This window comes from Caulobacter sp. SSI4214 (assembly GCF_012184455.1).
Lineage (GTDB): Bacteria > Pseudomonadota > Alphaproteobacteria > Caulobacterales > Caulobacteraceae > Caulobacter > Caulobacter vibrioides_E.
Window position 1 is genome coordinate 25,064 of record NZ_SZWJ01000004.1, and the last position, 15,460, is coordinate 40,523.

General features: G+C 68.0%; 16 protein-coding genes. 8 read left to right on the top strand and 8 right to left on the bottom strand.

What is annotated here, in order from left to right; all coding sequences use genetic code 11:
* The first annotated feature begins 93 nt into the window (after positions 1–93).
* The 5 genes from FCU40_RS02050 to FCU40_RS02070 all read left to right on the top strand — a co-directional run bounded on the left by FCU40_RS02050 (position 94) and on the right by FCU40_RS02070 (position 5,688).
* The gene (locus FCU40_RS02050) at positions 94–1,473 is read left to right on the top strand and encodes a peptidylprolyl isomerase (protein WP_168072556.1); all 1,380 of its coding nucleotides are present in this window, start codon (positions 94–96) and stop codon (positions 1,471–1,473) included.
* Positions 1,474–1,478: 5 nt separating this feature from the next.
* Positions 1,479–2,480 carry a 4-hydroxythreonine-4-phosphate dehydrogenase PdxA gene (pdxA, locus tag FCU40_RS02055; RefSeq protein WP_168072558.1) on the top strand — a complete coding sequence of 334 codons (1,002 nt, stop codon included), beginning with the start codon at positions 1,479–1,481 and terminating at the stop codon, positions 2,478–2,480.
* An 11-nt stretch (positions 2,481–2,491) separates the two neighbouring features.
* A complete protein-coding gene (rsmA, locus tag FCU40_RS02060) occupies positions 2,492–3,310 on the top strand; it encodes a 16S rRNA (adenine(1518)-N(6)/adenine(1519)-N(6))-dimethyltransferase RsmA (RefSeq protein WP_168072560.1) in 819 nt (272 codons plus the stop codon).
* A gap of 233 nt (positions 3,311–3,543) precedes the next feature.
* Positions 3,544–5,142, top strand: coding sequence for an HWE histidine kinase domain-containing protein (locus FCU40_RS02065; RefSeq protein ID WP_175582054.1), 1,599 nt, complete (start codon positions 3,544–3,546; stop codon positions 5,140–5,142).
* A 288-nt stretch (positions 5,143–5,430) separates the two neighbouring features.
* Positions 5,431–5,688 (top strand): GlsB/YeaQ/YmgE family stress response membrane protein, encoded by a 258-nt coding sequence (locus tag FCU40_RS02070; protein WP_004615104.1) that lies wholly within the window; start codon positions 5,431–5,433, stop codon positions 5,686–5,688.
* Between the two features lie 47 nt (positions 5,689–5,735).
* On the opposite strand, the gene gmk is transcribed toward FCU40_RS02070, so the two are convergent.
* The 7 genes from gmk to fabD form a co-directional block, all read right to left on the bottom strand.
* Positions 5,736–6,338 (bottom strand): guanylate kinase, encoded by a 603-nt coding sequence (gene gmk, locus FCU40_RS02075; protein ID WP_004615103.1) that lies wholly within the window; start codon positions 6,336–6,338, stop codon positions 5,736–5,738.
* A 46-nt stretch (positions 6,339–6,384) separates the two neighbouring features.
* The gene (locus tag FCU40_RS02080; protein ID WP_168072562.1) at positions 6,385–7,266 is read right to left on the bottom strand and encodes a YicC/YloC family endoribonuclease; all 882 of its coding nucleotides are present in this window, start codon (positions 7,264–7,266) and stop codon (positions 6,385–6,387) included.
* A gap of 4 nt (positions 7,267–7,270) precedes the next feature.
* Complete coding sequence (mltG, locus tag FCU40_RS02085) at positions 7,271–8,383, bottom strand: endolytic transglycosylase MltG (RefSeq protein WP_168072564.1); 1,113 nt, start codon at positions 8,381–8,383, stop codon at positions 7,271–7,273.
* Positions 8,380–9,660 (bottom strand): beta-ketoacyl-ACP synthase II, encoded by a 1,281-nt coding sequence (gene fabF / locus FCU40_RS02090; protein ID WP_168072566.1) that lies wholly within the window; start codon positions 9,658–9,660, stop codon positions 8,380–8,382. The genes mltG and fabF overlap by 4 nt, the downstream gene beginning before the upstream one ends.
* Before the next feature lie 165 nt (positions 9,661–9,825).
* Positions 9,826–10,062: an acyl carrier protein gene (locus FCU40_RS02095; protein ID WP_004615098.1), complete on the bottom strand. Its 237-nt coding sequence runs from the start codon at positions 10,060–10,062 to the stop codon at positions 9,826–9,828.
* A 138-nt stretch (positions 10,063–10,200) separates the two neighbouring features.
* Positions 10,201–10,941, bottom strand: coding sequence for a 3-oxoacyl-[acyl-carrier-protein] reductase (fabG, locus tag FCU40_RS02100; RefSeq protein WP_168072568.1), 741 nt, complete (start codon positions 10,939–10,941; stop codon positions 10,201–10,203).
* 131 nt (positions 10,942–11,072) lie between these two features.
* Positions 11,073–12,017, bottom strand: a complete 945-nt coding sequence (gene fabD / locus FCU40_RS02105) for an ACP S-malonyltransferase (protein ID WP_168072570.1) — start codon at positions 12,015–12,017, stop codon at positions 11,073–11,075.
* Between the two features lie 166 nt (positions 12,018–12,183).
* On the opposite strand from fabD, the gene FCU40_RS02110 reads away from it, so the two are divergent.
* The 3 genes from FCU40_RS02110 (at position 12,184) to FCU40_RS02120 (ending at position 14,801) form a co-directional block, all read left to right on the top strand.
* Entirely contained in the window at positions 12,184–12,723 is a 540-nt protein-coding gene (locus FCU40_RS02110) for a peroxiredoxin (protein ID WP_168072571.1), read from the top strand.
* Between the two features lie 68 nt (positions 12,724–12,791).
* Positions 12,792–13,919 (top strand): AraC family transcriptional regulator, encoded by a 1,128-nt coding sequence (locus FCU40_RS02115; RefSeq protein ID WP_168072573.1) that lies wholly within the window; start codon positions 12,792–12,794, stop codon positions 13,917–13,919.
* Positions 13,920–13,991: 72 nt separating this feature from the next.
* Positions 13,992–14,801: a sterol desaturase family protein gene (locus FCU40_RS02120; RefSeq protein ID WP_168072574.1), complete on the top strand. Its 810-nt coding sequence runs from the start codon at positions 13,992–13,994 to the stop codon at positions 14,799–14,801.
* Here the strand turns inward: FCU40_RS02120 and FCU40_RS02125 are convergent.
* On the bottom strand, positions 14,776–15,444 hold the full coding sequence (locus tag FCU40_RS02125; RefSeq protein ID WP_168072576.1) for a hypothetical protein: 669 nt from the start codon (positions 15,442–15,444) through the stop codon (positions 14,776–14,778). The two genes, FCU40_RS02120 and FCU40_RS02125, sit on opposite strands and share 26 nt — an antisense overlap.
* Positions 15,445–15,460: the final 16 nt, after the last annotated feature.

The following is a 15,460-nucleotide window of genomic DNA, read 5'->3' on the forward strand; positions in this document are numbered from 1 at the left end:
CGGAAAAGCCGGTTTAAGCGATCGTCGCTTCCGAAAACGTGATAATCGACCGCGCGCCCCTCTGGGGCCCGGCCTAGAGGAACGACACTATCCATGCGGTCTGCGCGTAGCGTGACGACTTTCGCGGCCGGCGCCGCCTCCATCCTGGCCCTGACGGTGGCGAGCCTGGGCTTGCCCGCGATCGCGCGCCAGGCCGCTCCCGCCGCGCAACCGCAAGGCGCTTCCCCGGCCCCGGCGGCGGCTCCGCAACCGGCGACGCCGCAGGCTCAGGCCAACCCGCTGGCCGAGAGCGTGGCCGCCGTCGTCAACGACGACATCATCTCCAGCTATGACGTGGTGCAGCGGATGCGCCTGCTGATGGCGACCTCCGGGATGCAGCCCACCCAGGAGAACCTGCCCCAGATCGAGCAGGAGGCCCTGCGCTCGCTGATCGACGAACGCCTGGAGATGCAGGAGCTGAAGCGGGTCGAGAAGCAGCAGAAGATCACGATCATCTCGACCGACAAGGAAGTCGACGAGCAGATCGCCGACATCGCCCAATCCAACAAGATGACCGCCGACCAGCTCAAGCAGAGCCTGACGGCCCAGGGCATCGGCCTGGACACCTGGCGGGCCCAGCTGCGCGCCGATTCGTCGTGGCAGTCGTGGATCCAGGGCCGTTACGGCTCGCGCCTGCGGATCGGCGAGGACCAGATCAAGGCCTACCAGCGCCGCCTCGCGGAATCGGCGGCCAAGCCGCAGTACCAGGTCAGCGAGGTCTTCATCGACGCCACTCGGGTCGGCGGCATGGAGACCGCCGCCAACGGCGCCAGCCAGTTGATCACCCAGATGCAGCAAGGCGCGCCGTTCGCGGCCGTGGCCCGACAGTTCTCGGCCTCCGCCACGGCGGCCAATGGCGGCGACGTGGGCTGGATCAGCCCCGGCGAAATGCCACCTGAAGTCGACGCCGCGCTGGAGCAGCTGCGTCCCGGCCAGCTGTCCAAGCCGATCCCGGTCAAGGACGGCGTCTACATCATCTATCTGCGCGACAAGCGCGCCGGCTCCAAGAGCACGATCGTCGATCTCAAGCAGGTCGCCGCGCCCCTGGCCGCCAACGCCACGCCCGAGCAGGTCGCCGCCGCCACAAAGCTGCTGGTCGACCTCAAGCCCAAGATCGCCAACTGCGCCGCGCTGGAAGCCACGGCCGGCAAGGTCGAGGGTCTGGTCGCCGGCGATCTGGGCGAAGCCGAGATCACCGACCTAGCCCCCGCCTTCCAGGAAGCGGCCAGCAAGCTGGATGTCGGCCAGATCTCGGACCCGATCCGGACCGACGCCGGGATGCACCTGATCGCCGTCTGCGGCAAACGCCAGGGCGGCGCGAACGCGCCCAGCCATGACCAGATCGAGAACCGCCTGAAGGGCCAGCAGCTGGCGCTGATCTCCAAGCGCTACCTGCGCGACCTGCGCAATCAGGCCACCATCGAGACGCGTTGAGGCCGGTGAAGGCGCGCCCCCTCGCCCTCAGCGCCGGCGACCCCGCCGGCATCGGCGCGGAGATCATCGCCAAGGCCTGGCAGGCCCTGCGCGAGCGCGGCCCGTCCTTCGTCGTGATCGGCGACGCCCAGCTGCTGGCCTCGGCCGGCGCCGGGGTGAAGGTTCGCGTGGTCACGGGCCCGGACGCCGCGCCGGAGGTCTTCGGCGAGGCCCTTCCGGTCATCGACATTCCCCTGCTCTCGCCCGTGGTCGCCGGACGCCCCTCGCCCACCTACGCGCCGCAGGTGATCCGCTGGATCGAAACGGGCGTGGGCCTGGCGCTGTCAGGCGCGGTCAGCGGCCTGATAACCGCCCCGATCGCCAAGGCCCCGCTCTATGAAGCCGGCTTCAAGTTCCCCGGCCACACCGAGTTCTTGGCCGAACTGACCGCCGCCGAACGGTTCGAGGGCGCGCGCGGGCCGGTGATGATGCTGGCCGCCGGCGACCTGCGCGCCACGCTGGTGACCATCCACACCAGCCTGGCCAAGGTCCCGGGGGCGCTGACCATCGAGGGCGTCGTCAACAGCGGGCTGGTCACCGCCCAGGCCTTGCGCAAGGATTTCGGCGTCGAGCGACCACGCCTGGCCGTCGCGGCCCTGAATCCGCACGCCGGCGAAGGCGGCGCGCTGGGACGCGAGGAGATCGAGATCATCACGCCGGCCGTCCGCGCGCTGCGCGATCTGGGCGTCGACGCGGTCGGCCCGGCCCCGGCCGACACGCTGTTTCATGCCGAGGCCCGCGAACGTTATGACGGCGTGCTCTGCATGTACCACGACCAGGCCCTGATCCCGGTCAAGATGCTGGACTTCTGGGGCGGGGTGAACGTCACCCTGGGCTTGCCGATCGTGCGCGCGTCGCCCGACCACGGCACCGGCTTCGACATCGCTGGACGCGGGATCGCGCGTCCCGATAGCCTGATCGCCGCCATCAAGCTGGCGGACGAGATCGCCGCCCGTCGCGGCGCTTGAGAGATTTGGACATGAGCCTGGCCGACCTGCCGCCGCTGCGCGAGGCCCTGGAGCGCCACGACCTCATGGCGCGCAAGAGCTTCGGCCAGCACTTCCTGCTGGACCTGAACGTCACCCGCAAAATCGCTCGCCTGGCTCAGGTCGGCGAGGGCGACACGGTGATCGAGGTCGGCCCAGGCCCCGGCGGCCTGACCCGCGCTTTGCTGGAAACCGGCGCCCGCGTCGTGGCGATCGAGAAGGACAGCCGCTTCCTGCCCTTGCTGGCCGAGGTCGCCGAGGTCGCCGAAGGCCGCCTGGAACTGGTCGAGGGCGACGCCCTCAAGGTCGATGGCGCCAAGGCCGCCGGCGGTCCGGCCCATGTGGTCTCGAACCTGCCCTACAATGTCGGCACCCAGTTGTTGATCAACTGGCTGACCGGCCCGTTCCGGCCGCTGTCCATGACCTTGATGTTCCAGAAGGAAGTCGCCGACCGGATCGTCGCCCAGGCCGGCGACGACGCCTACGGACGCCTGGCGGTGATCTCCCAAGTGCTGTGCGAGGCGCGCGTGGTCATGGACCTGCCGGCCAAGGCCTTCACCCCGCCGCCCAAGGTCGCCTCGGCGGTCGCGCGCCTGGTCCCCAAGGCCGATCCCCCGCCCGCCGAGGTCATCGGCGCGCTGGAAAGGGTCACCGCCGCGGCCTTTGGCCAGCGCCGTAAGATGCTGCGCTCCAGCCTCAAGGCGCTGGGCGGCGCGACGCTGTGCGAACGGGCCGGCGTCAATCCCGACGCGCGGGCCGAGGTCATCGACCTGGCCGGATTCCTGTCCCTGGCCAGGGTGAGCCTAGTCTAGCCTCCAGCGCCGAGATCGCAACACCGGAAGTATACCATAAGTATATCGTTAAACAGCTACTTTACCCTGTTCAGTGGTTTCACCCGAATAGGAAAAGCTCTAGCCCTCCGACGCCCCAGGGTTTATTGACGCCGGGCCCCGCGGTCTTCAGCCTGACCGAGGGGACAAGTGGGGCGAATGTGAGGAACCGTGCGGCGAAGGCGCCATCGACGGTCGCGCGGCGACTGTTGTTCATGGCCCTGACCTTGGCGGCGCCGGCCATCCTGTTGATGGCCGCGCTGGTCGCCATGCAGTATTCGGAAGGCGAGCAGCGTTTCGCGACGCAGCTGACCGCCATGACCCGCGCCCTATCCCTGGCCACGGACCGCCAGATCGGCCAGGGCCAGAGCATCCTGCAGGGCCTGTCGGTCTCGCCCGCCCTGGCCCAAGGCGACCTCGTCACCTTCGAGAAGCAGGCCCAGGAAGCCGTGAAGGGCCGTGACGCCTGGATCGTGCTGATGAGTCAGGACCGCCAGTGGATCAACACGCGAATGCCCCCCGGCGCGACGCCGCCGGCGATGCGCCTGCCGGACCGTGATTGGGCCGACATGACCAGCGGCCGCACCACGGTGTCCGACCTGATCGAACGCCCCGCGCCCCTAAGCCCGATCGTCGCCTTCGACCGTCCGGTCCTGGTCCGGGGAAAGCTTCACGTGCTGGGATATATTCAGTCGCCGAGCGCCTTCCACGCCCTGATGACCGCCCAGGGCTTTCCGGACACGTGGACGGCCAGCATCGTCGATCGCAACGGCGTCGTGGTGGCGCGCTCGCGCGACCAGGAGAAGATGCTGGGCCGTCACGCCAGCCACGACCTTCGACAGGCCATGGCGCGCACGAACGAGGGCGTTCTTCACAGCCAGACCCTCGACGGCATCCCCACCTTGACCGGGTTCACCCGCTCACAGCAGTCGCATTGGACGTTCATCATCGGCGTGCCGAGGACCGAGCTGAACCGCACCGTGCTGTACTCTCTGGGGCCAGCCATGGTCGGCGCGGCCTTGATGATCGCCTTGGGCGTCATGGCGGCTCTGGCCTTCGCCCGTCCGATCTCGGACGACGTGCGCGGTCTTGTTCGCGAGGCCGAGGCCCTGGCGGCGGGCGCGCCCCTGGACCCCGCGCCATCCTATCTGCAGGAAATCGCCGAGGTGCGCGGGTCGCTGATGGCGGCGGACGAGGAGCTGCGCGCGCGGGAGAACGAGGCGCGCGAGGCCGCCGAACGCCAGCAGCTGATGATCAACGAACTGAACCACCGGGTGAAGAACACGCTGGCCATCGTCCAGTCCCTGGCGCGCCACAGCCTGCGCGAAGGCGGCGAGACAGGTCTGACCCAGTTCAATGACCGCATCCATGCCCTGGCCAGCGCTCACGATCTGCTGACCCGCCGCAACTGGGAGGGCGCCGATCTCGGCGATCTTCTGAAAGGGGCGCTGCGTCCCTACGAAAGCCAGGTCGACCTTGAAGGGCCGGATGCGCCCCTGGCGCCGAACGCCGCCGTGGCGCTGGCGATGATCTTCCACGAGTTGGCCACCAACGCCTCGAAATATGGCGCTCTATCGGCCGAGACCGGTCGGGTCGGCGTCTCGTGGAGGCTTGAGGGCCGCACCCGCCTTGTCGTCACATGGCGCGAACGGGGCGGCCCGCCGGCAAGCACTCCCACGCGCGGCGGCTTCGGCACGCGCTTGATCGCCGCCAGCCTGCGGGGTGATCTCGCCGGAACGGCCGATTTCGACTACGCGCCCGAAGGCCTGACCTGCGTGCTGACCCTGCTGGCCCCGCCGCGCGGCGCCGCCTGAGCAAGCAGGCCCGGACCGATCGTCGCAGCGCCCCGTTGTCGCCTTGGCTTGGCCACGGAGCGCCTGCAATAGCTGCCCCTCCACAAGGGGATCACCGCGATGACCATGACCTTCCTGATCGGCGCCGCGCTGGGCTCGGGCCTCTTCATCGCGTTCGGCCGCGCCCCGGCGGAGAAGCTGATCGCCTTCGTCCAGAACCAGATCAAGCGCTGATCAGGGAACTAACGGCGCCGTCCAGACCTTGATGCAGCGGGTCGCGCAGGGCGACCGCTCACGGAGGTCTCAACGATGTCCATTCTCGCCTGGCTTCTTCTGGGCCTGATCGCCGGCTTCATCGCCAGCAAGCTCGTCAATCGCACCGGCAGCGGCGTGCTGCTCGATATCGTGCTCGGTATCGTCGGCGCGTTCGTCGGCGGCTGGCTGTTCAACCAGTTCGGCAGCAGCGGCGTATCCGGCCTGAACCTCTACAGCCTGGCCGTGGCGACGGTCGGCGCCGTCGTCATCCTGGCCCTGTATCATCTGATCTTCGGCCGCCGCGCGCTGTAGCGCGGCCCGGGCGACTTGGCCCGAGCCTTGTCGGCGGGGCGAGCGACTCAGATTTCTTCCTTGAGGAGCTCGCCCACCAGCTCGCCGATCCAGGGATTGCGAGCCCGCTTCAGACGCTCGGCGTGATAGATGTGGGCTAGGTCGGCATAGGCGCGGTCGAAGTCGTCATTGAGGATGACGTAGTCGAACCGCTCCCAATCGGCGACCTCGTCCTTGGCGCGCGAGAGACGGCGATGAATCACCTCTTCGCTGTCCTGGCTGCGCGCGTGCAGGCGGCGGCTCATCTCGGCCAGCGACGGCGGCAGGATATAGACCAGCACACTGTCTTCCTTGGCCTGGGCGTGCACCTTCATCGCGCCCTGGAAGTCGATGTCGAACAGCGCGCTCTCGCCCCGCTCCAGCGCGGCCATGATCGGCGGCTTGGGGCTGCCGTAGAAGTTTCCATAGACCTCGGCCCACTCCAGGAAGGCGTCTGCCTCGATCATCGCCTTGAACTTGTCCTGGGTGACGAAGTGATAGTCGCGCCCGTCGTGCTCACCCGGGCGCGGGTCGCGCGTCGTGGCGCTGATCGACAGGTGCAGGTCGTTATGATCGGCCACCAGACGCCGGGTCAGCGACGTCTTGCCGACGCCCGAGGGCGCGACCACCATCAGCAACAGGCCCCGGTGCGCGCCGTGAGAAGGAGTATGGTGGGGCTTATTCAACGTTCTGGACCTGCTCGCGGAACTGCTCGATCACGGCCTTCAGCTCCAGACCGATCCCGGTCAGGCCGGCGAGGGCCGATTTCGAGCAGAGAGTATTGGATTCGCGCATGAATTCCTGGGAGAGGAAGTCGAGCCGGCGGCCCGACGCCCCCTCGCCCGACAACAGGGCTCGCGCCCCGGCCACGTGGCTGGCCAGGCGATCCAGCTCCTCGCGGACATCGGCCTTCACGGCCTGGGCGGCGGCTTCCTGGACGATGCGGTCCTCGCTGGCCGCCTCGCCGATCAACTCGGCCATCCGGCGCGCGAAACGCTCCTTCAGGACGGCGGGCTGGCCGGCGGCCTCGCCCTCGGCGGCCTGGGTCAGGGTCTCGATGCGATCGACCAGGCCGTTCAGCACCGGATCGAGGGCCGCGCCCTCCTCCTGCCGGGCGATCTTCAGCGCGTCCAGAGCTTGGGCGATCGAGGCGGCCATGGCGGCCTCCACGGCGGCGCGCGTCTCGGCGTCGTCCTCGTCCTCGCGCGCCTCGATCACGCCCTTCAGGGCCAACAGGCCGTCGAGCGTGGGCTTGGCGACCATGCCGGTGGCGACATAGGGACCACCCGCGCTCAGATAGCGCTCGAGCACCGCCACATTGACTTGAGCCTCGCCAGCGGCCTCGGCCCGCTTGGCCTGGACATTGACCGTCAACTGGCCGCGCTGAAAGCGAGCCTGGGCGCCGTCCCGCGCGGCGCGCTCCAAGGCGTCGAAGCCGGGAGGTCCACGAAAGCGGGTTTCCAGGTTACGGCCATTGACGCTGCGCGCCTCGACCGCCCAGCTCCAGGCGCCGTGCGCGCCCTCGACGCGGGAGAAGCCGGTCATCCCCGAGATCGGCATGAGTCTATTTCCCCGCCGGCGGGGCCGGTACGACCGGGACACCTTCGCCCGCCCGCTGGCGCTCGATCTGCCGCCACTTGGCGACATTGGCGTTATGCTGCTCCAGGGTCGAGGCGAACACGTGACCGCCCGTGCCGTCGGCGACGAAATAGAGGTCGTTGGTCTTGGCCGGGTTCAGGGCCGCCGCCAGGGCCGCGCGGCCTGGATTGGCGATCGGGGTCGGCGGCAGACCGTCGATCCGGTAAGTGTTGTACGGCGTCGGCGTATCCAGCTCGGACCGGCGCAGGCCACGCCCCAGCGGACGTCCGCGCGAGATACCATAGATCACGGTCGGGTCGGTATCCAGGCGCATCCCGGTGCGCAGCCGGTTGATGAACACCGCCGCCACCTGCGGGCGCTCGCTGGCCTTGCCGGTTTCCTTCTCGACGATCGAGGCCATGGTCACGGCCTCTTCCTTGCTGCGATACGGCAGGCCTTCCTGGCGGTGGGCCCAGAGCTGGTTCAGCAGCTTGTCGCGATCGTCCATCATCCGCTGCAGAACCGCGGCCCGATCCTCGCCGCGCTGAACCTCGTAGGTCTCGGGCAGGATCGCGCCCTCGGGCGGAGTCGCCGCGTCGCCGGTCAGCACGTCGGACTTGTTGAGGATATCCATAACCATGTCCGAGGTCAGGCCCTCGGGGATGGTGATCCAGTGGCGGACGATGCGGCCGTGGCGGATAGCGTCCAGAATCGTTGCCATGGAGGCTCGGCTCGCGAACTCGTACTCGCCCGCCTTGAGCCCGCGCGCCGCGCCGGTGGCCTTGGCCGCCGTCATGAAGATCGAGGACGAGCGGATGACCCCGCCGCGCTCCAGGCTGGAGGCGATCTCGGGCAGGCTGGCGCCCTTGCGCAGGATCACCGTGGTCTTGTCGCCCGCCTTCGCCGCGGGGCCCGGGCCGCTATAGATCCAGGCCGCGCCCAGGAGGATGACGACGCCCACCACCAGCAGGGTGGCGAGGGCGCCGAAGAGGCCGCGCCCCAACCGGCGTCCCAGCGACGCGGTTTCAGGCCGCGAGGCCTTGGCGCGCGGCGCGCGGCCCTTCGAGGGACGCTTGGGGGGCTGCGGCTTCTGGCTCACGGGACCTTCTTGAACACGACCGAGGCGTTGGTGCCGCCGAAGCCGAAGCTGTTGGACACGGCCACGTCGATCTTGTGCGGCACGGCCTTGTTCGGCGCCAGGTTCATGGCGACGTGGACGTCGGGATTGTCGAGATTGATGGTCGGCGGGGCGATCTGGTCGCGGATCGCCAGGATCGAGAAGATCCCCTCGATGGCGCCGGCCGCGCCCAGAAGGTGCCCCGTCATCGACTTGGTCGAGGACATCACGACGTTCTTGGCGTGGTCGCCCAGGAAGCGCTCGACCGCGCCGGCTTCCAGGCCGTCGGCCATGGTCGAGGTGCCGTGGGCGTTGACGTAGTCGATGTCCGAGGGCTGGAGGCCCGCGTCCTTGACCGCCGCCTGCAGGGCGCGGAAACCGCCCTCGCCGTCTTCCGACGGCGCGGTGATGTGGTGGGCGTCGCCCGACAGGCCGTAGCCGACCACCTCGGCGTAGATCTTGGCCCCGCGCGCCTTGGCGTGCTCGTACTCTTCCAGCACCAGGACGCCCGCGCCCTCGCCCATCACGAAGCCGTCGCGATCCTTGTCATAGGGGCGCGAGGCCTTTTCGGGCGTGTCATTGAAGGCCGTGGCCACGGCGCGGCAGGCGATGAAGCCGGCGATGCCCAGCTTGCAGACCGCCGCCTCGGCCCCGCCGGCGACCATCACGTCGGCGTCGCCGTACTTGATCAGGCGCGCGGCGTCGCCGATGGCGTGAGCGCCGGTGGCGCAGGCCGTCACCACCGCGTGGTTGGGTCCCTTGAAGCCGTATTTGATCGAGACCTGACCCGAGATCAGGTTGATCAGGGCCGAGGAAATGAAGAAGGGGCTGACCCGGCGAGGCCCCTTGGCGTCCAGCTCCAGCGCGGTGTCGGCGATGGTCGAGAGACCGCCGATGCCCGAGCCCAGGATGACGCCGGTGCGCCAGCGCTGCTCATCGGTCTCGGGAACCCAGCCCGAATCCTTGATCGCCTCGTCGGCGGCGGCGATGCCGTAGAGGATGAAGTCGTCCACCCGCTTCTGGTCGCGCGGGCTCATGGTCTGGTCGGGATTGAACGAGCCCTCCACGTCCGGCCCGCCGCCGCCGCGTCCGTCGACGCGCGGCACCTCGCAGGCGACCTGACAGGCATAGTCGGTCGGGTCGAAGGCGGTGATGCGGTTCGCGCCCGACTTGCCGGCCAGGATGTTCTTCCAGGTCACATCAACGCCCTGGCCCAGAGGGGTCAGCAGGCCCAGCCCGGTGACGACGACTCTACGCATGGATCACTCCCAAACCTTCGATGCGGACGCCGCATCTGGGGACGCGGCCCCAGCAACGCCAGCCGCGAATCTCGGCCTCAAACGAAAACCGCCGCGCGCACGATGGCAAGAGCCCGTGCGACGCGGCGGAATATGGTCAGGTTCGCCAGGCGAACGAGACGCCTCTTAGGCGGTCTTTTCCGTGATGAACTTCACGGCGTCGCCCACGGTCTGGATGTGCTCGGCGGCGTCGTCCGGGATTTCGATGTCGAACTCTTCTTCGAACGCCATCACCAGCTCAACGTTGTCGAGGCTGTCGGCGCCCAGGTCGTCGATGAAGGAAGCCTTCTCGGTGACCTTCTCGGGATCGGCATCCAGGTGTTCGATGACGATCTTACGCACGCGCTCGAGAATGTCGGACATTCTGTTCAGTCCCTCGTTATGAAATTTCGGCCCATGAACAGCGAGGCGGAAACCGCGCTATTCGCAGGGATTGTCGGGCACCGCCTATCACGTTCCTTTTCGGCTTGCTAGCGGCAGACCGAAAGAGGAACAGCGGTTTTAGATCATGGCCATGCCGCCGTTCACGTGCAAGGTCTGGCCGGTGACATAGCCGGCTTGGTCGCTGGCCAGATAAACGCACGCGGCGGCGATGTCGCTCCCCTCGCCCAGCTTGCCGGCGGGAATGGTCGAAAGGATGCCGGCCTTCTGCTGCTCGTTCAGGGCGTCGGTCATCGGGCTGGCGATGAAGCCCGGGGCGACACAGTTGACGGTCACGCCCCGGCTGGCCAGTTCCTGGGCCAAGGCCTTGGAAAAGCCGATCATTCCGGCCTTCGAGGCCGCGTAGTTGGTCTGGCCGGGATTGCCGGTGACGCCCACCACGGAGGTGATGCCGATGATGCGGCCGGCGCGACGCTTCATCATGCCCTTGGCGGCGGCGCGGGCGAGACGGAAATAGCCCTCCAGGTTGACCTTGATCACGGTCTCCCAGTCCTCGTCCTTCATGCGGACGATGAGGCCGTCGCGCGTGACGCCGGCGTTGGCGATCACGATGTCCAGCGGCGCGCCGGCGGCTTCCTCGGCCTTGGCGACCAGGCCGTCGACCTGCTGGGCGTCGGCGAGGTTGGCCACGACGGTCGAGGCGCGCTCGCCCAGCTCCGCCTTCAGCTCGGCCAGGGCCGATTCGCGCGTTCCGGAGAGCACGACGTGAGCGCCCTGGGCGTGCAGGGCGCGAGCGATGGCCCCGCCAATGCCGCCAGTGGCGCCGGTGACGAGGGCGGTCTTGCCGGTAAGGTCGAACATGGCGGCTTTCCTAGGCTTCTAGAGCATTTTCCGATAAGTGTGAAACGGTTATCGGATCGAAAATGCTCTAAACTTTTGATTTAGAGCCCTTTTTATCCGATCTGATTGGATCAATCAGATCGGAAAGGGCTCTAGAGCGACTTGGCGAACGCTTCGAGGTCCGCCGGGGTGTTCAGGGGAGTCGCCTCGGCGTCCGGGGCGATGCGCTTGGCCATGCCCGACAGCACCTTGCCGGCGCCGGCCTCGGCGAAGCGGGTGACGCCGCCCGGGCCGGCCAGCCACGTCATGCTCTCGCGCCAGCGGACGCGGCCAGTGACCTGTTCGATCAGCAGCTTGCGAATGACGTCCGGGTCATGGACCGGCGCGGCGGTGACGTTGGCGACCAGCGGAGCGCGGGGGGCGATGATCGTGGTCTTGGCCAGGGCTTCCGCCATCTCGTCGGCCGCCGGCTGCATCAGCGGGCAATGGAACGGCGCCGACACGTTCAGCGGAATCGCCCGCGCGCCCAGTTCCTTGGCCTTCTCGATGGCCTTGTCCACGGCGGCCTTGGCCCCGGAGATCACGACGTTGCCTTGGTTGTTGTCGTTGGCCACGACGCAGACGCCGACCTCAGAACCAGCCTTGGCGGCTTCCTCGGCCAGGGCCAGGTCCGTCTTGGGGCCGATCAGCGAGGCCATGGCGCCCTCGCCCACCGGCACGGCGCGTTGCATGGCCTGGCCGCGCAGCTTCAGCAGGCGCGCGGTGTCGGCCAGGCTGATGGCGCCGGCGGCGGCCAGGGCCGAGTACTCACCCAGGCTGTGGCCCGCGACGAAGGCGGCCTTGTCGATCCCAACGCCGAATTCCTTTTCCAGGGTCCGGGTCACGGCCAGGCTGACAGCCATCAGGGCCGGCTGGGCGTTCTCGGTCAGGGTCAGGTCGGTGTCGGGGCCGTCCTTCATCAGCGCGAACAGCTTCTGGCCCAGGGCGTCGTCGACCTCCTGGAACACCTCGCGAGCGCTGGCGAACGCCTCGGAAAGATCGACGCCCATGCCGACCGACTGGCTGCCCTGGCCCGGAAAAATGAAGGCGATGCTCATCGAAGCCCGCTCCGTCTTTTAAGATTCAAGGCCGCGAGGGTTAGGGGAAAGCCCGTTTCCCGGCAAGTGCGCGCGGTTCGGCGACCAAGGCTTGCAATCAGCGTCGCCGCGTCCAAAGTGCTGCCTTCCTCGTATCGGGGCCATTCATTCCTTTCGGAGTCGCGCCATGAAAACCGTTCTCGCCGGCGTCGCCGCGGCCGCCCTCGCCGTATCCTCTCCCGCCCTGGCCGCCCTGAAGGTCGGCGACAAGGCCCCCGATTTCAGCGCCAAGGCCGCCCTGGCCGGCAAGGACTTCGACTTCAGCCTCGCCAAGGCGCTGAAGAAGGGCCCGGTCGTGCTGTACTTCTTCCCGGCCGCCTACACCTCGGGCTGCACCGCCGAGGCTCACGAGTTCGCGGAAGCCACGCCCGAGTTCGAAAAGCTGGGCGCCACGGTGATCGGCGTCACGGCCGGCAATGTCGACCGCATCAAGGACTTCTCCAAGGAGCACTGCCGCGACAAGTTCGCGGTGGCCGCCGCCGACAAGGCCCTGGTCAGCAGCTACGACGTAGCCTTGGCCATCAAGCCCGACTGGACGAACCGCACCTCCTACGTGATCGCGCCGGACGGCAAGATCCTGCTCAGCTACACCGACGGCAACTTCCAGGGTCACGTCACCAAGACCATGGACGCGGTGAAGGCCTACAAGACCGCCAAGACGAAGTAGCCAGGCTTTTTGGCTTTCGGCCAGCCGCGCGGGTTGAGGCTCGCGCGGCGCGAGGCCCATGATCGGCCATGACCGATCTCGCCCACATCGACATCCCCGCGCTCGAACTGGGCCTGAGAGGCGTCGCCGTCGGCGCCTTCGCCGCGACAGGCGTTTCCCTGGCCGCCAGCCGCAAGATGACCCCCACGCGCTGGGTCGGCGTGATCTTGATGGTCTGCGCCGTCGCCCACGTCTTCGAGAGCCACTATTTCTACACCCAGCACCGGCATTTCAGCGCCCTGACCTGGTTGCTGAGCTCGATGGCCGCCGCCGTCTTCTGGCTCTTTTGCTCGGTGCTGTTCGAGGACGAGCCAAAGATCCCGCCCTGGCGCTTCGCGGTTCCCGCTTTTGTCCTGGCGCAGTGGATCCCGGGCGCGTTGCTGCCGCCGGGCGAAACCCGCGCCGTGGCTTGGTGGCTGTTCGCCGCCGTCTCGCTCGCGATCCACGTCCATATTCTCTTGATGGCCTGGCGAGGCTGGCGAACCGACCTGATCGAACGCCGGCGGCATCTGCGCGGCCCGATCGCGGTCGCCGCGACCGCCTATATGCTGATCCAGACCCTTTGCGACTTCGGGCTGGGCAAGGGCCCGGTGCTGTCCAGCATGGTTCAGACCGTGGCGCTGGTCCTGCTGGGGATCGGCTCCGCCCTGGCCCTGCTGCGCGCCGAGCCGGCGTTGGTCCAGGCCTCGCCCGCGCCGGGCGAAGCGCCCGCTCCAAAGCCCGCCGAGCCCCTCGACCTCACCCCCGCCGACCGGCTGGTCCTGGCGCGCCTGGACAAGGCGATGAACCAGAACGAGGTCTGGCGCGGCGAGGACCTGTCGATCGGAACCCTGGCCGCCCTGGTCGGCGCGCCCGAGCATCGGCTGCGCAAGCTGATCAACGGCACGCTGGGCCACCGCAATTTCGCCGACTACGTCAACGGCCGAAGAATCGAGGCGGCCAAGATCGCGCTCGCCGATCCCGAACAGGCGCTGAAATCGGTCTCGACCATCGCCTATGAGCTGGGCTTCGCGTCCCTGGGTCCTTTCAATCGCGCCTTCCGCGCCGCCACCGGCGTCACCCCGACCGCCTGGCGCCAGGAGGCGACGCCCGCCCTGCCCCGCCTGCGCCTGATCGAATCCGACGAGAGCCCGCCAAAAACCGACAAACGCGCCTGATTTCGCGATCGGCGCGACGACCAGGAGCAGGGTCGCTTTCTTGGCGAGGTCCTTTTTCCTCGGGAGCCCTCGATGCTCGACACCCTCCTCGCGTTCGGTCGGCACTGGCTGACAGGCATGCAAATCGACGTCACCCGCTATATCGTCTTCTCGGTCGGCGTCTGGTTCACGTTGTGGATCGTGCTGGCCGCGCCGCTGGCCGGCCGCAAGATCCGCGAGACCCGCCCCGAGGCGCGCCAGCTGCTCATCGAGTTCGGAACCTCGATCCGCTCGATCGCCATCTTCTCGACGATCGGCCTCCTGACCTTCGGTCTGTTCCGCGTCGGCTGGATGCCTGGGCCGCTGATCGCCAAGAGCTGGGGGCCGGTCTGGTTCTGGACCAGCCTCGTCCTGATGATCGTCGCTCACGACGCCTGGTTCTACTGGACGCACCGGCTGATCCACGATCGGCGACTGTTTCGCCGCTTCCACCGGCGGCACCACCGGTCGAACAACCCCTCGCCGTTCACCGCCTACAGCTTCGATCTCGGCGAGGCGGCCATCAACGGGATCTTCGTGCCGCTGTGGATGATCCTGATCCCGACCCAGTGGCCGGTGGTCGGCCTTTTCATGCTGCACCAGATCGTGCGCAACACGATCGGCCATTCGGGCTACGAGCTCTTCCCCGCCCGCAAGGACGGTCGGCCGCTCCTGCCTTGGATCACCACCGTGACCCACCATGACCTGCACCATGCGCAGGCGGGCTGGAACTACGGCCTGTACTTCACCTTCTGGGACAAGGTGATGGGCACCGAGCACCCGGAGTATCTGAAGCGCTTCGCCGAAGTGACGGCCCGCAAGGACCGCAAGCTGGAGGCTACCAGCTCGCCTTCACCAGCTTGACCATCAGGCGGCTGTCCTGCAGCCGCCATTGCTGCTCCCGAGGATTCACCGCGCCGCGCAGGCTGACCGTGAACTCGGCGGGAATGTCGAACGGTCGGGTCAGGCTGAGATCCACGCCCTCGTCCCCGGTCGAGCCGCCCCCCACGGCGATCGAGCCGATCGGCTTGCCGTCCAGGGTCAGGGACGAGCGGAGGTTGGCACGGGCCACGGGGACCTTGCCAGGCACGGCGATCGCCTGGCTGGCGTCCATGTCCATCGACACGCGCACATAGTTGGCGCGCGGCAGGATGCCGAAGCCGAACATCTTTGACACCGACGAGCGCACCCGGGCCTCGCGATCGTTCCAGGACGCGCCGACACCCATCGAGCGCTGGCCGACGCGATCGTCGTCCGGCTTCTGAACCAGGTTCAGGTCGAGCGCGTAGGTCGGGTTCTCCAGCGTGCCGACGGACTTGGCCGTGAGCGTCACCTTCTCGGTGTCGGTCGACAAGTCGAGAGGCACGGCGGCCGAGTAGCCGGTAAAGCGGCCATCCTTGGCCGAAACGGACATGTCGGGCTTCTGGACGATGACCTGGGCGTGCGCGCCACCGGCCGCCAACGCGGCGGCGAGGATCGCGCCGATTGAAACTGCAAGCCCCTTCATCGGACCTTCCCTAGCA

Coding starts and splice junctions, on each gene's coding strand:
- FCU40_RS02050 (WP_168072556.1), top strand. CDS start 94: ATGCGGTCTGCGCGTAGCGTGACGACTTTCGCGGCCGGCGCCGCCTCC.
- rsmA (WP_168072560.1), top strand. CDS start 2,492: ATGAGCCTGGCCGACCTGCCGCCGCTGCGCGAGGCCCTGGAGCGCCAC.
- FCU40_RS02065 (WP_175582054.1), top strand. CDS start 3,544: ATGGCCCTGACCTTGGCGGCGCCGGCCATCCTGTTGATGGCCGCGCTG.
- FCU40_RS02070 (WP_004615104.1), top strand. CDS start 5,431: ATGTCCATTCTCGCCTGGCTTCTTCTGGGCCTGATCGCCGGCTTCATC.
- gmk (WP_004615103.1), bottom strand. CDS start 6,338: ATGGTGGTCGCGCCCTCGGGCGTCGGCAAGACGTCGCTGACCCGGCGT.
- FCU40_RS02080 (WP_168072562.1), bottom strand. CDS start 7,266: ATGCCGATCTCGGGGATGACCGGCTTCTCCCGCGTCGAGGGCGCGCAC.
- fabF (WP_168072566.1), bottom strand. CDS start 9,660: ATGCGTAGAGTCGTCGTCACCGGGCTGGGCCTGCTGACCCCTCTGGGC.
- FCU40_RS02095 (WP_004615098.1), bottom strand. CDS start 10,062: ATGTCCGACATTCTCGAGCGCGTGCGTAAGATCGTCATCGAACACCTG.
- fabG (WP_168072568.1), bottom strand. CDS start 10,941: ATGTTCGACCTTACCGGCAAGACCGCCCTCGTCACCGGCGCCACTGGC.
- fabD (WP_168072570.1), bottom strand. CDS start 12,017: ATGAGCATCGCCTTCATTTTTCCGGGCCAGGGCAGCCAGTCGGTCGGC.
- FCU40_RS02110 (WP_168072571.1), top strand. CDS start 12,184: ATGAAAACCGTTCTCGCCGGCGTCGCCGCGGCCGCCCTCGCCGTATCC.
- FCU40_RS02115 (WP_168072573.1), top strand. CDS start 12,792: ATGACCGATCTCGCCCACATCGACATCCCCGCGCTCGAACTGGGCCTG.
- FCU40_RS02120 (WP_168072574.1), top strand. CDS start 13,992: ATGCTCGACACCCTCCTCGCGTTCGGTCGGCACTGGCTGACAGGCATG.
- FCU40_RS02125 (WP_168072576.1), bottom strand. CDS start 15,444: ATGAAGGGGCTTGCAGTTTCAATCGGCGCGATCCTCGCCGCCGCGTTG.